This window comes from Pseudomonas sp. MWU16-30316 (assembly GCF_020515645.1).
GTDB lineage: Bacteria > Pseudomonadota > Gammaproteobacteria > Pseudomonadales > Pseudomonadaceae > Aquipseudomonas > Aquipseudomonas cerasi.
In genome coordinates, this window is the sequence record NZ_JAIZAZ010000005.1 from 116,236 (window position 1) to 130,486 (window position 14,251).

At 55.0% G+C, this 14,251-nt stretch carries 12 protein-coding genes and 2 pseudogenes; 9 read left to right on the forward strand and 5 right to left on the reverse strand.

Annotated elements, in window-relative coordinates:
- Positions 1-321 precede the first annotated feature (321 nt).
- The 4 genes from LCH65_RS17275 to LCH65_RS17290 are packed head-to-tail and all read left to right on the forward strand — an operon-like array spanning position 322 to position 5,145.
- Positions 322-1,758: a hypothetical protein gene (locus tag LCH65_RS17275; protein WP_003370990.1), complete on the forward strand. Its 1,437-nt coding sequence runs from the start codon at positions 322-324 to the stop codon at positions 1,756-1,758.
- Between the two features lie 10 nt (positions 1,759-1,768).
- Complete coding sequence (locus LCH65_RS17280; protein ID WP_080479687.1) at positions 1,769-2,578, forward strand: hypothetical protein; 810 nt, start codon at positions 1,769-1,771, stop codon at positions 2,576-2,578.
- A complete protein-coding gene (locus tag LCH65_RS17285) occupies positions 2,579-4,102 on the forward strand; it encodes a hypothetical protein (RefSeq protein WP_099265955.1) in 1,524 nt (507 codons plus the stop codon). It abuts the gene before it with no gap.
- Positions 4,102-5,145, forward strand: a complete 1,044-nt coding sequence (locus LCH65_RS17290) for a hypothetical protein (protein WP_161428787.1) — start codon at positions 4,102-4,104, stop codon at positions 5,143-5,145. The genes LCH65_RS17285 and LCH65_RS17290 overlap by 1 nt, the downstream gene beginning before the upstream one ends.
- A gap of 20 nt (positions 5,146-5,165) precedes the next feature.
- On the opposite strand, the gene LCH65_RS17295 is transcribed toward LCH65_RS17290, so the two are convergent.
- Both LCH65_RS17295 and LCH65_RS17300 read right to left on the reverse strand, forming a co-directional pair.
- A complete protein-coding gene (locus LCH65_RS17295; protein ID WP_226439668.1) occupies positions 5,166-6,461 on the reverse strand; it encodes an ImmA/IrrE family metallo-endopeptidase in 1,296 nt (431 codons plus the stop codon).
- A 205-nt stretch (positions 6,462-6,666) separates the two neighbouring features.
- Positions 6,667-6,981, reverse strand: a pseudogene (locus LCH65_RS17300) (hypothetical protein).
- A gap of 802 nt (positions 6,982-7,783) precedes the next feature.
- Between LCH65_RS17300 and LCH65_RS17305 the strand changes: the two are divergent.
- Positions 7,784-7,900: pseudogene (locus LCH65_RS17305) on the forward strand (transposase); the annotation flags it as partial.
- A gap of 78 nt (positions 7,901-7,978) precedes the next feature.
- Positions 7,979-8,815, forward strand: coding sequence for a PhzF family phenazine biosynthesis protein (locus LCH65_RS17310; protein WP_172831829.1), 837 nt, complete (start codon positions 7,979-7,981; stop codon positions 8,813-8,815).
- A gap of 204 nt (positions 8,816-9,019) precedes the next feature.
- On the opposite strand, the gene LCH65_RS17315 is transcribed toward LCH65_RS17310, so the two are convergent.
- The 3 genes from LCH65_RS17315 to LCH65_RS17325 form a co-directional block, all read right to left on the reverse strand.
- Complete coding sequence (locus LCH65_RS17315; RefSeq protein WP_074806500.1) at positions 9,020-9,547, reverse strand: NUDIX domain-containing protein; 528 nt, start codon at positions 9,545-9,547, stop codon at positions 9,020-9,022.
- Positions 9,548-9,620: 73 nt separating this feature from the next.
- On the reverse strand, positions 9,621-10,091 hold the full coding sequence (locus LCH65_RS17320; RefSeq protein WP_099265958.1) for an arsenate reductase ArsC: 471 nt from the start codon (positions 10,089-10,091) through the stop codon (positions 9,621-9,623).
- A 90-nt stretch (positions 10,092-10,181) separates the two neighbouring features.
- Entirely contained in the window at positions 10,182-11,081 is a 900-nt protein-coding gene (locus LCH65_RS17325) for a LysR family transcriptional regulator (protein ID WP_042930937.1), read from the reverse strand.
- 131 nt (positions 11,082-11,212) lie between these two features.
- Here LCH65_RS17325 and LCH65_RS17330 point away from each other — a divergent pair, with 131 nt between their 5' ends.
- Genes LCH65_RS17330 through LCH65_RS17340 form a run of 3 tightly spaced genes read left to right on the forward strand, consistent with a single transcriptional unit; the run spans position 11,213 to position 14,187 of the window.
- On the forward strand, positions 11,213-12,505 hold the full coding sequence (locus LCH65_RS17330) for a citrate:proton symporter (RefSeq protein ID WP_003314918.1): 1,293 nt from the start codon (positions 11,213-11,215) through the stop codon (positions 12,503-12,505).
- A complete protein-coding gene (locus LCH65_RS17335) occupies positions 12,506-13,870 on the forward strand; it encodes an acyclic terpene utilization AtuA family protein (RefSeq protein WP_058416507.1) in 1,365 nt (454 codons plus the stop codon).
- Positions 13,867-14,187 (forward strand): hypothetical protein, encoded by a 321-nt coding sequence (locus LCH65_RS17340; protein ID WP_003370969.1) that lies wholly within the window; start codon positions 13,867-13,869, stop codon positions 14,185-14,187. The genes LCH65_RS17335 and LCH65_RS17340 overlap by 4 nt, the downstream gene beginning before the upstream one ends.
- Positions 14,188-14,251 lie beyond the last annotated feature (64 nt).

Below are 14,251 nucleotides of genomic sequence, written 5' to 3' on the forward strand. Positions count from 1 at the left end.
GCTGCTTAACAAAAGCCACCATACCCCCCTCGAAGTGCACAAGATGCGCCGACCGCGCCTCCACCGACAGTCAACTCACACCCGACATACCGCTCAAGTACGCAGCTTGGGTGACGATATAGCTCCAGCTTCCCTTGCCATTCCAGGCGCCCAGCGTCATGATTTGGGTTAAATGATGGCCTTTTGATTTCGGGCTCACGTTACGGAAAACGCATTCACTGAACCCTATCAGGCCATCATCGCGGTGCTACACAGCGACTCGGTGCACTGTGGGGAAATTTCAGGAATCGTTCTAAAGCGACGATTTATGGACTTTTCTCAATGAAGTTTCTCAAAAAAATCTTCTCCGCTATCGCCAGGTTCTTCGAGAGCCGACCGGAAGAATCTGTCGAGCCTCTGCTTAAGCCTTTCGATGAAAACGAGATTCGAGACCGCCTTGATGTTGTGCGCCGCGCTCATCAGCATGGTGCTGCACGCGTACCAGCCCCTGACCAAATCCAAGAAAGCCCTGTTGAGCATGCGATAAAGTCGGAGCTCGGCAATCTGCGATCAATGGGGTTCAAATACGGCGCGCACCGCAAGGTGCTGATCCAGCGCGGTCTGGATGAGGTTGAGCTCACGCGTGACGCCAATCGCATTGCTCAGTTGGGCGATGAATTCGTCCGCGCGGCTGATCGAATCCTTTCTATAGCTCAGCCTAAGATCCAAATCACTGGTAAGCAGATGAGAGAGCACAAGGAGCTGCTTGATGCCTTCCGGTTCGAAAATAAACTTCCTGAAACCGACGCGAAGCTTCCGACCAAGAACAAGCTGAGCCAGCGCAAAGCTTTGCTCATCCTTGCGGTCGTGTTCGAAGGTGTTTTTAACGCGATGTGGTTTGCTAATGGGATGGCTGACGGTCTGGCAGGTGGTTTCGTGCTGGCCGCGGGTTTCTCTATCGTAAACGTTGCCCTTGGGTTTGTTGCGGGAGGGATCTTCACCAACGTCAATCACGTCAGTTCCTTCAGGCGGCTCTGTGGTTGGATTTCTGGGCTGATAGGCCTCGGGGCTACGGTGGCCATGGGTTTGGTTGTGGCTTACTTTCGCTATGCCCTGGGCGTGCTGGAAGACGGAAGCGAAAGCGCTTTGGGCCTCGCTCAGAACGCGTTTGCCAACCGCGTTAGTCCTTTCATCGACTTTGAATCGATCATGCTCTTCGCCGCGACGGTTGCTTTCGGCGTGATGGCCATGTGGCACGCTTACCACTGGACTGACCCTTATCCCGGTTACGCGAAGGTCTTCAAGGCCTACAAAGATGCTTTCCTGGTCAACTTAAAGGCGATCGCCGAGTTGCGCAAAAAGCTTGAATCCGAAAAAGCTGGAAAACTCTCCCAGCTCGAAGCTGAGATCAAACACGCGGAACAGCGGATTCTGCGCTTCAAAAGGGGCATGAATGACAAAACCGTGGTTGGCAAAACCCTGACCGCGTACACCGTCAAAGTTGAGCACACCATGCGCTCACTCGTTCAGTGCTACCGCTATGAGAACCAGCTTAAGAGGCCCGCGGACTGCCCACGCCCAGCTTACTTTGACGAGCCTGTAATATTCGAGTCGGACACGATGCCTGATTTCAGCATCATTGACGATCAGCACCGTTTGGAAAAGCAAGAAGCGCTGCTGAAAGAGATGATCGCGACGATCGAGCCTACGCGGGAAAAGATCGAAGCGTCTTTCAATCAGCAATACGAACTGATCCATCCACTGGAAAGCAACGCTTAAGGAAATCACGATGTCGATCTTCGAAGAAGACGTGAAGACCTCTTCGCACACCCTCGTGATCTGGGCGGTGGTTCTGTTGGTGCTTGTTGGTATTGGGTGGGGCGTCTGGTCAATGCTTCAGAAAGACACACTCGACAGGGTGACCTTGTGCCCAAGCAAGGGGCCGGTTGCACAATACGTGGTGCTGATCGACAACACTTCGCCCTTCTCATTCAACGAGAAAGCGGCATTGTCTCAGCGGATCAAATCGCTGGTGATCAACGATCTCCCGGTCGGAGCGTTGATCTCCGTCTTCCTGCTGGATGAAGATTATAAGCAACATGACACGCCCCTGTTTGAGCGTTGCAAGCCCACTCAATGGCAGGATGACATGAAATTTCTCTCTTCAAAGCGGCTGGTGGAGAAGGATTACGCTGAAAAATTCGACAAACCATTGGATGCAGTGATTCAGCACATCTCGCTCGATGAAAAGGCCAAGACATCGCCAATCTTCGAGATGCTCCAGCTAGTAGGCATCAAGGCCTTTGAGCACTCAAACGTACAGGGCAACAAACAGCTGGTCATCTTTAGCGACATGGTGGCGAACGAGGCCTCCTTCAGCATGTACAGATCGACGCTGCCGTCCTACAAAGAGTTCGCCAACACGCCTTATGGTCGCAAATCTACGGCCATGACACTTCGGGGCGTAAACGTAACTATCAACATGCTGACAGCAGAGCCGAATGCCGCGCCTTATGGAAAGCGGTCGGATTTCTGGGCACATTATTTTGAAGCTAACCAAGCGAAGCTCGATAGCGTTAACCCCATGGAGGGATTGTAAATGGACATTAAGGCCCACCTGCGAACGGTTAGGTTCTGGTTCATCATTGCGCTGGTGCTCAAGGCAAGCTGCGCTGTGCTGAGCCTTTATGTCGGCACCTTTTTCTTTGGACTCGTCGTGCCGATCGCCGTCATGGCCGGGTATTGGTGGGTAGGTAACCGAATTCGGGACAACTACGACACGCAACTGACGGTTGCCAAGTTCGCTGACTCCGTCTACTACCTGGGTTTTCTGTTCACGGTCGGTAGCATTATTGTCTGCCTGATCGATATCCAGAGCATTGGTGACAACCTGAGCGGTATGGCGATGCGTTTCGGCGCAGCCCTCGTCAGCACTGGTATCGGCATGATTGCCAGAACGCTCTATATCGGCTTCAGGGCCGATCAGGATGACGTGGCAGAAAACATCCACGAGCAGGCGGTGAAGGCCTCTGAAAACCTGGCGCACATGTTCGAGGACGCGTATCAGCAACTGGTGATGTTCAGGGACAACGTAATCGCCACTTCTCGTGATGCGGTGTCGAGCGTGCAAGCGCAAATCACGGAGATGTCAAAGCAGAACATGGCGCAGATGGACAATTACTTCGCCCACGCGACCGAGCGAAGCAATGAAGCTTTCGCTGCCATGCTGAGCGATGTCAAAGGTGCCAGCGATGAAATGCTCACTACCATTTCCGGTCTCGCTCAACGCAGCGAGCAAACGTTGGAGCGAATGGAAAGCCACTCACTCGAATTCGGTGAGAAAGCTTCAGCGCGGTTGGAGCATACCCTTTTCCCGGATGACCTTTTCGCTAAGAAATTGAGTCCCGCGATTGATACGCTGGCTGATGCAACTGATGGCGTGAACACGAGCATCTCAGCACTCACGGACGATGTGAAGACAGCAGCCCGGGCGGTAGGTACTGCAATCCGTGGACTGAACACGAAGACTCAATCGCTAGAGGAAAACCTAGCGGCTGTAGGCAATATCGTCGACGTGCAGCAACGATTGATGGACAGCATTACGGAGCAGGGCGGCCAGACTGTCGCTCAGCTTGAGCGCATTCAGAGGGATTTTGTTAACTCCCTCGATGGATTTCATAAGGGGCAACTGGAATCAGCCGGCGCCAACCGCGAGGCAATGTCTAAGTTGGCGGATCGCTTCCTGGATGCGAGTCAGGCCTCCGATACATCATTCAACCGGCTCCAACAAGGAATCGGCAGTGGTATTCAATCCGTGATCGAGCAGGGCACGAAGTCCAACGAGGCCCTCGGTACGAGCATCTTAAACACGCTGACGCCACTGATCGAGGCGGTGGTTCACAGCAACAAGGTTCATGGTGAGATCGCTGCCCGGGTTGAACAAAGCAGTGCAGATACAAAACACGCCCATGCACAGTTGGACGAGTTGACCCTCAAGATTGAACATCTGAATAAGATCGACCTGATACAACCAGCGGTCAATGAAGCGTCCATCGCACCTGGAACAACCTTGGAGTTCGCTGCAGTCAACGATCCGGTTGAGTCTGATGCGAGACCTGCTTGATGAGTCAGAAGAACGATCAAGTCTTCAGTCTGTCCATCTCAGAGATCTGGATGGTGATCGCATTCCTGCTGTTGATGCTAACCGGCTACCAAGTCTACAAGCTCAACTCCGATAAGCATGACCTCCAGCAGAAGCTCGATAACTTCCACGGGCTAGATCAGCGTGAGAAGGCAATTGCTGAGGCCACTCAGGCTCTGAAGGCACGCTTGGCTGAAATGGGTATCACCAACTCCGACGAGGTCATCAGTAAGCTTGTGGATGCTTCAAAAGCTCGGGATGAAGCCTCCGAACTTAAAGTGCTGCTGACGCAGAAAGAGCAGGAAGTCACAGCCCTTGCTGCAATCGACAAGGCCCTGAAAGATGCCGGTGCTGCTGGTAAGCCTGAACAAAGCAAACGGCTAATTTTGGAAACCCTGATGTCCTACGATCAGCTTAAGAAGCTGGTCGCCGACCCGGAGAAGGATCAACAGCCTACCGACATCGTCAAGCGTATTGGAGAACTGAAGGCTACCGAGCAAATGCTCCAGGCCGCCCTTTCCATCGATGGCGCACCGACCTCTGACCAAGTGCAGGAACTGGTCAAGCATGCGCAGGCGTTTACCCAAGCCGAAAAGGACGGTGTGAACCCCGCCTTATTGCAAAAAACCAATTCCGATCTGAAAGGGCAGGTACAGTTCCTCCAGAACCGCCTCAACAAGGGTAAGGGCGGAGATCTTCCGCCATGCTGGGCTGACAGTGCTGGCAAACCAGAAATGTTCCTGACGGTCTACCTTCGTGATAACGACATGTCTTTCGAGCCCGCCTGGCCTTCATCGCGGCTGGCCGATGCGCAGGCTTTGCCAGGGTTTGCAGAACTGATGGCCAACCCTACTCGATCTTATGAAGATTTCGTGAAAGCAGTGCAGGGCATCAGGGCGCTAGGCGAAAAGAACGAGTGTCGCTATTTCGTGAGGCTCTCTAGCCAGATTCAAGGGGCAGTCATGTCTGACCGACGCAGGTTCCAAATCGAAAGCGTTTTTTATAAGCTCGAAGTTAGGCGATAAGCCGTAACCGATTTGGGGAGTTACCTTTCCACTTCGACCAGGAGGCCTAGTGCTCGCATGCGCAAGCGGATCGCTGTCTTGGAGACGTTGAAGTATTTGCTGAGCGAGGCGCACACGGTTTCAAATTGACTGACGTTGTCGGGTTGGCTGTCGAGGTACAAGGGCCCGTGGCCTCGATTTCGAATACCCAGATGCCGCAGCAATAGCCCAAAGGCCGTCTGAAAGTCTTCGCTAGGCATCAGCAGGCACGAGGCGAACGTATTGGCTTGCCACTCCAACCGTTCGACTTCCCCTTTCGGGATTGTGATGAATTGGGCCTGGTCGATCTCCTGGGCCCGAATACTCTCACGGGTCATGTAGCACTTGTGATTGAGAAAGTGGTGACCCAATTCATGAGCGAGCGTGAAACGCGCGAGTTGTGCTTGGCTGTCTTCAGCAAAGATCTTGATCTCAAGCGGGGCGAACGTGATGCTGCCCAACGCAGATGTAGAGGATTCCAGATAGCTCACAACCAGTCCGCTTGCAGTCGCCTCTTTGTTCACAATCGCGTTCAGATCCACTGCGCCGTGAACGTACGTGATGGATCTCAGCACTTGGGTGGCCAGGCTCTCGATCCGTTCTCGTGAAATAAATGCGACCCTCGGCGCAGTCACGAGAGACGGCAATCGAATGCGAGCCAGGTCAGCCTCCCGAAATACGCTCTCCAGGCCCAAACCTTTCCATATACCGTCCCAACCGTCAGTGAACCCTGCGGGCGTGAGGGCATAAGCGTTGTATACCGTAGGTTTGAAGTGCGGCTCGGTCAGGGCATATTCAATCTCGGCGCGCTTGCGGGCTCGCGCGCTACGAGCGCCCGTCAGGAGCGCTCGGGGAAGCTGCCAGCGGAATTCAGACGGCTCGAAGAACCGCAGCACCCCGAAGCCGCGGTTGCGAGCAATGTTGAAAGTGCCTGATTGAAACGCGCTGGCAGATGCGAAAATCCCTTTGGCATTGAAACCGGAGACCTGGCTGATCTTCGAGCCAAATTCCTCGATGTCACCGACCGGTACCTTACCGTTGTAGTTCTTGCATTCGATGAGTACCAGCATCGAAGGGGTGTCAAAGCCTGGGAGGAAGATTTCCACCGAGACGTCGAAGATGATGAAATCTTCTCGATCGCGAGAGTAATACCCCTTCTTCCTGAAAATCTTGCAGCACTCAGGTCGGAAGGCATAGAACCGACCTTCGATAATTTCCTTGGAAAGAAAATCGAAGACCTGTTCCTCGAACCGGTCACCCTTGGCATAGGTGTTGAGTTTTTCGACATCAGGTTTCATCAGCGACGTGTTCCAAGCGTTGCGCGTTAGGTTGCGCGTGAGTAAGAGACCCAATGGATACGCCATGCGAAACCGAGTGGTCTTGAGAGTCTTAGTGGCAGCCGCCTAGGCGCGATTCGGCAGGCAGCCCGATTCTACGGGCGCGCAAACCCTGAAGGAAGCCGTGGGAGGAGGGTTATGAAGCTGGAAGCTGGTGGGGCGCTGATTACAGTTCCAGGAGCATGCGTTCAAGCTGCTGATGTTCCCAGGTACTTAGCAACTCCACTGGATCGGTGCCGAAACGCTCGGATGAATCGAAGATGTAAGCGCGGCCCTCCGGGCTATAACAACTGTCACAGTAGTCCAGTGTGTCGCAATCGTTGTAGAGCGTGATTACCCACCCGTCGACCTAAACGACCATCAGCCCGCAGTAGATTTCAGGCCACGACTGTTTGCCAACCCGGCGCATAGTGCGAACGCCGAGCGCGATGTCGCGCAGGATTTGATAGGCCTCGCGGGCAGTGAGGGGCTTTAGCGGCAAGGGTGACCTACAAGAGTGGGTTGCAAGGAACAGAATGCATAACGCTATGTATGGTACCCGAACCTGCCTATGGTTGAGGCGCCGGGGCGGGCATTTGGTGGCCTCGGCTAATCAGCAGTGGTGCTGAATCCGAAGATCGGCGTGAAGAGAAAGCTGGATTCACTAGTCAAGCGGCACCTATGAGATTCGCGATCGCAATCTTTGAGCTAGTTTATGAAAGGGGCGTAACGGCTGATTCGGCCAATCTGGATCAAATCTAAACGAGGTCATCGGTCTGGGGATGATGCACAGCTCGGCACGGGTAAGATGGTCGTTGGAGAGTGAGCAGTTTAGCGGAGGTCGTTGCCAGGCTGACGGGATCGGACTAGATTGGATTGGAGGGCATTTGAAGGCGTTGGAATTTTGAGATGGTTTTGGGTGTGGGATGGCCAGCGCGGGTATCAGTTCGGTGGTTTGTGAAACGGGAGGTGAGAAAATGGTTGAGGAACGCTACGTAAGCAGTCTGATCTGCAGGGAGTACGGAGGTTCGTGGAAATCAGTGCGTACGTTAGTGGATACGGACAGCTACACATGACAGACATAGAAATACACATAATTTAACATAATATACATTATGCGTAACAAGATGTTACGCGATCTTGGCCAGTGCCGAGCGCATTTCCGCAGGAAAAGGCTCCTGTCGACACATGCCAATCAGCCTCGAATCAATCCTGAGTGAAACCGCCACGCACATTGATCTATCACGAAGCTAAAAACACTGAGCGAGCCCGGCGCTGTATCGAGTTGCTTTATCCGTGATGGCTACGCAGCGCTGTCACGATACCTCGATGACTCGGTTGTACCCATTAACAACAATGGGGTCGAGAACCAGATCCAATCATGGGCTCCTGGACTCAAGAACTGGCTCTTCGCCGGGTCGTTCGTGCGGCTATGTGGACACTATCCTGCGATGTATTTAGGGTTACCTTTCCCACGGAACCCGACCGACGAGCGCTTTATGCCCAATACACTGAGTTTTCACCAGGTTGATGTATTCGCCAGTAAGCCCCTGGAAGGCAATGCCCTGGCAGTCGTAAGCGACGCTGATGATCTGACCACCGAACAAATGGCCGCGTTCGCACGTTGGACAAACCTTAGCGAGACGACATTTCTCATGCGTCCTACCCATCCTGATGCGGATTATCGTGTACGTATCTTTACTCCAATCCGTGAACTTTCTTTCGCTGGCCACCCTACTTTAGGCAGCTGTTACGTGTGGTTGGGGGATCATGGTTTTTCGCAAAGTAAAGAAGTCGTTCAGGAGTGTGATGCAGGTTTAGTTCACATCCGCCGCGACGGCCCTCGTTTGTCTTTCGCGGCACCACCGTTGCTACGTGGAGGCGCGGTTGAAGACGATGTTTTGCACAGCATCATCGATGGATTGGGTGTTGCACCTGACCGTATTATTGCGAGCCAATGGGCAGACAACGGCCCGGGTTGGGTTGTGGTAATGCTGCGCACGCGTGAAGAATTGTTGGCAGTACATCCAGACTATGCAGCACTGAATGGGTTAAACGTAGGGGCCTTTGCGCCCTGGGTCGGGCGAGATGCAGAAGCTGATATCGAAGTTCGAGCCTTCATTAGCAACAGGTCTGCCGAAGACCCTGTTACTGGTAGCCTTAATGCCAGCCTTGCTCAATGGCTAATACCCGCCGGGCTAATGCCAAAACGATATACCGTCAGCCAAGGTACGGCGTTGGGACGTCGCGGACGAATTCAGGTAGAACAGATCGGTGAAGGCATCTGGGTTGGTGGTGAAGTTCAAAAATGCATTACCGGCCAAGTCTCTTTTTAGCAGATGATTAAAATCAGGTTGAGTCAGCGAGCTTTTGATGACGATCTACCAAGGAACGTGAGACTCATATTCGCCTGCAGAACAACCGCCCTCGCCCAACCTTAAAGTCCCTGAGATTGATAACTCAACTAAACAGTCATTTAGTTGAGTTATCAATCCCCCCCCACAAGCGCCCCTCCTGCACTTGACCCAGACATAAAATACTCACCGATTGACGACCAACTCCGAGACGACTTTTCTCAGCATTAAGGTCTCGCGTTGTATGGACTGCCCCATCGAAGACTCCTGACGCTGCATAACAGCCTCATTATGAGCGATGGCTTCAGTTACGCTGATCCAGACGGGCCGCATGCCATTGGCTATTTCATGGCTTTCCATTCTAACGGGCTCTAATTGGTGCGCGACTTCGCACAGATAAAAATGTGAGGTCATGTGCATCAGATCATACTGGGGCTTCCAATAGGGCCGGTATTCTTCGATGTAACCATAATGCTGGAGCACCTGAATTTCGCGAGCGCCCGTCTCTTCTTCAAGTTCACGCTTCAACCCTGTAACAACGTCCTCGTCTGCATCAAGGCCGCCTCCAGGAAAGCTGAAGTCGTTATAGCGTTCAGTGAACAGTAAAAGTATTTTCTCATCCCTCAATACGATGCCGCGTGCCGCATGGCGTCTGAATATTCTGCCCTGTGTGGACTTCAGTTCGGGATGAATGATTTCGGTAATGAGCTGCATGGGATCTTCATTTCGAGTGAGCTGGAGAATTCGAAGCAGTTGTCAGCCTGGTCGTAGCAACCTTTATTGCTCTTCAAAGCGAACCTATACGATCAAGTTCGGCCTTGAGCTGGTCGGTGCTGATGGCCTCCAGTGGCAACGCAAGAAACGCTGTCACACGCTCGCGAATTTTGGCGAGTGTACTTTCAAACGCTGCGGTGATCTGCGCTTCCGACCCGGAGACTTCGGAAGGATCAGCCAGCCCCCAATGCGCCTTCAGGGCAGGCCCGAAGAAGATCGGGCAGGTTTCACCTGCAGCCCTGTCACAGACGGTGATCACGATATCTGGAAGCGAGCCTTCAAAAACGTCCGAAGCCTTGCTGCTAAGGCCTGCGGTGGAAATACCTGCTGCTTCCAGGGTTCGCAAAGCCTGTTGATTTACCTGGCCACTGGGAAAACTGCCCGAGCTGACTGCCTCCAGACCTGGATGCGCCAGATGGTTGAAAAGCGCCTCAGACAGAATGCTGCGGCAGCTGTTGTGGGTGCACATGAACAATACTTTCATCGTTGCATACCTTGAGTCAGAAACCGGGACGCAATGCCGAGACACCCGTCTTTCTTCTATCCCATCCTATTCCATTCGTATAACAGGAAATCAATGGCTGGGATCGCCGAGCGTGCGCAGCCCCTCCAGCAACCGAACAAATTCGACAACAGCTGGGGCCATTGTGTGCTCCGTACGGGTAATGAGCCCGATTTGCCGAACAACACCCGGATGATCAACTGGCACCTTGCTCAGGTCTCCCCGCCCATCGTCCGCTGACTCCGGAAGAAGTGTAACGCCCTGCCCCTGCCTGACCAACGCCAGCACGGTAGACATGTAATTGGCTTCCAGCCCCGCAGATAAAGGCAGTTGCTCGTCAGCAAACACTCGCTCGACCAAATCGCGAACGCTGCTTTCCCTGCCGGTAAGAACGATCGGAAAAACAGCTATCTCGTCCAGTCTCACTGTCGGACGCTTTGCCAGTGGATGGTCTTTTGGGGCGAACAGGCACAACCGGTCTTCCAATATCGCGTTGAACTCCAGCCCATGAGTGGGCCGAGCCTGTACGCCTAATCCGAAATCCACTTCGCGCTCCATGACAAGCGTGTCGATGCGTTGCGCGACGACATCTCGCAGTCTGACCTCGACACCGGGAAACCGCTCGCGGAACGTCTTCAACACGACAGGCAGTACACCGGAACACAGCGATGGCAAGGCGGCGATGGTGATCAAGCCGCGTCGTGAGGCTGCAATATCCCGCGCAGCAGTAACGATGTTGTCCAGATCCAACAGCAGTTTTTCCATGGGTAAACGCGCATTTTGCCCGGCGCCGGTCAAGCAGACATGACGCGGGCTTCGTTCCAGCAAGGCAACGCCAAGCCAATCTTCCAGTTGCTGGATTTGTACGGTCAGTGCAGACGGCGACAAGTTGAGAGCAGCTGCGGCCTTGGAAAAACTGCCGGTCTGAGCGACTGACAGAAAGGCGCGGATGTGCTGGATCGAATTCTTCATTTTGTTTTTCCGAACAAGACCCACTGAATATTTCAATTCACAGAGCATAGCGTCGTTGTTATTACTCTTGCAAAACAACAAGAGGGTGTCTCGTCGCTGCCGCGCACAGGGATGCCAAAGAGGATCTGCCCATGCTCGCCACACTCGGTGTGATAACCATCCTTGCCATGCTCGTCAGTATTATGAGCAAACGCATATCTCCCCTGGTTGCATTGATCGCCCTCCCGATCATCGCCGCCCTCCTCGCTGGTTTTGGTCTGCAAACCAGTGGTTTCATCATCACAGGCATCAAGAACGTTGCGCCTGTAGTCGGGATGTTTGTATTCGCCATCCTCTTCTTCGGCATCATGACGGATGCCGGCATGCTCGATCCGATCATCGATCGCATCCTCAAACGGGTCGGTACACGGCCGACCCGCATCGTCATGGGCACCGCACTGCTGGCGCTGTTGGTGCATCTGGACGGCTCCGGCGCGGTGACCTTTCTCGTGACCATTCCGGCAATGCTGCCGTTGTATACGCGGCTGGGCATGGATAAACGCATACTGGCCTGCGTCACGGCGATGGCTGCGGGTGTCAACTTCCTGCCCTGGACGGGTCCGGTGTTGCGCTCCTCCGCAGCCCTTCACGTGCCGGTTTCGGATCTGTTTCAGCCGCTCATTCCGGTGCAGATCGTCGGACTGATCTTCGTCTTCACCTGCGCGTTTTTCCTGGGACGGCGTGAAGAGCGACGCCTGGGCCTGGGTCCTGACAATCTCGATGTAAAACCCCACCAACGCGTGCTCAGTGATGCCGAGCGTGAACTGCGCAAGCCTCGGTTGTTCTGGGTCAACCTGCTGCTGACGCTGGTGGTGATGGGCGTAATGATCGCGGGGGTTGTCGATCCGGTGGTGATGTTCATGCTCGGCACGGTGATTGCCTTGTGCATCAACTATCCTGCCGTGGACGCACAACGGGCACGCATCGACGCACACGCCAAAACGGCCCTGACCATGGCCAGTATTCTGCTTGCTGCCGGGGTATTCACAGGCATCATGCAGGGCACCGGGATGCTGAAGGCCATGGCAGAAGTGGCCGTAGGCCAGATCCCGGCCGGGCACGGCAAGCTGATCCCGGTCGTCGTAGGCTTTCTATCCATGCCCTTGAGCCTGCTCTTCGATCCGGACTCCTTCTACTTTGGCATCATGCCCGTGGTCGCCGAGGTCGGCAAAGCGCTCGGCGTTGACCCGATGCAGGTCGCGCAGGCGTCGCTGCTTGGCGTGCATACCACCGGCTTCCCGGTCAGCCCGTTGACGCCAGCGACCTTTCTGCTGGTCGGCCTGTGCAAGATCGAACTGGCTGACCACCAGCGTTTCACTATCCCTTTCCTGTTTGCGGCCTCGGTCATCATGACCCTGACCGCTATGGTCATAGGGGTTTTCTGAATGAAAACAATACGGATTGGTTCAGGAGCTGGTTATTCCGGCGACCGCATCGAGCCGGCGATCGAGCTGGCCGAGCATGGGCAACTGGATTACCTGGTATTTGAATGCCTCGCAGAACGTACCATTGCACTGGCACAGCAGTCGCGTCTGGCAGACCCATCAGCAGGCTACGATCCATTGCTGAGCGAGCGCATGCGCCGGGTCTTGCCTTTTGTGGGCAACGGCGTTGACGGTACGCGCCGCCGCTTGCGAATCATCACCAACATGGGCGCTGCAAATCCGCTTGGCGCCGCTAGTGAAATACGCCGGATAGCGGCAGAACTGGGCTTGAACGGCTTGAAAGTCGCAGCCCTGACAGGCGATGACGTGCTCACAGCCCTGCTGCAACAGCCCGATCAAACCCTCGACAACGGCAGGTCTCTGCGATCCCTCGGCGACAGGCTCATCTCGGCCAATGCCTATCTGGGCGCGGAAGGAATCATCCAGGCCTTGCGCGCCGATGCTGACGTGATCGTTACCGGAAGGGTCGCTGATCCCTCACTGTTTCTCGCACCGCAAATGTTCGAGTTCGGCTGGGCCGAGGACGCATGGGCATTGCTGGGCCGCGGAACCCTGGTCGGGCATTTGCTCGAATGTGCCGGCCAGGTCAGCGGCGGCTATTTCGCGGATCCTGGTGTTAAAGACGTCCCAGACCTCGACCGTCTGGGCTTCCCGCTGGCCGAGATAGATGCGGCAGGCAACGCCGTCATCAGCAAAGTGGCAGGCTCCGGTGGCCGCATTGATACCGCCACCTGCACCGAGCAAATGTTGTACGAAGTGCATGACCCTGCCGCCTATCTGACGCCGGATGTCAGCGCGGATTTTACCGATGCGGCCTTCGAATCCGTCGCCAGAGACGAAGTGCGCGTTCAGGGGGCGGACGGACACGCACGTCCCGCGACGCTGAAGGTGTCAGTAGGTTTTCTGGATGGCTGGATCGGCGAAGGACAAATGTCCTACGGCGGCCCCGGCGCGCTGGCTCGCGGACAATTGGCGAAGGACATCGTACTCAAACGCCTGGCCCTGACAGGCGTGGTATGTGAGGACATTCGAGCCGAACTGATCGGCGTTAACGCCTTGCATGGAAGTCACCTGGGAGCGCGCGCCGAGGGCGAGCCCTGGGAAGTACGCCTCCGGGTGGCCGCGCGTTGCGTGGACAAAAACGATGCAATACGCGTCGGCAATGAGGTGGAAACCCTCTACACCAACGGCCCGTACGGCGGCGGCGGTGCGAGCAAGTCAGTCCGCCAGGTAGTCGCGGTGGCGTCTTTGTTTGTGCCGAGAGACCAGGTCAACCTGCACGTGCATCTGGAGGATCTGGCATGAACACCACCAAATTGCGGGACATCGCTCATACACGTACCGGTGACAAGGGTGACGTCTCCAATATCTCCATCGTTGCCTTTCGCATCGACGATTATCCACGTCTGGCTGAGCTGCTGACGGTGGAACGGGTCACTGAACACTTTGCCGAACTGCTGGATGCAAATGGACCACCCGTACGGCGCTACGAACTGCCACGTGTTGGTGCGCTCAACTTCGTCCTGCCCGGCATCCTGCGTGGCGGGGTCACGCGGTCACTGGCGCTCGATGCCCACGGCAAGGCTCTGGGGGCCGCACTGCTCGATCTGGCCCTGGAATGACGAGCGGCTTAGCGCGAGGCGGCACATCGGTCGCGCACCTAGCGGTGCACTTTGGCGCACCCTG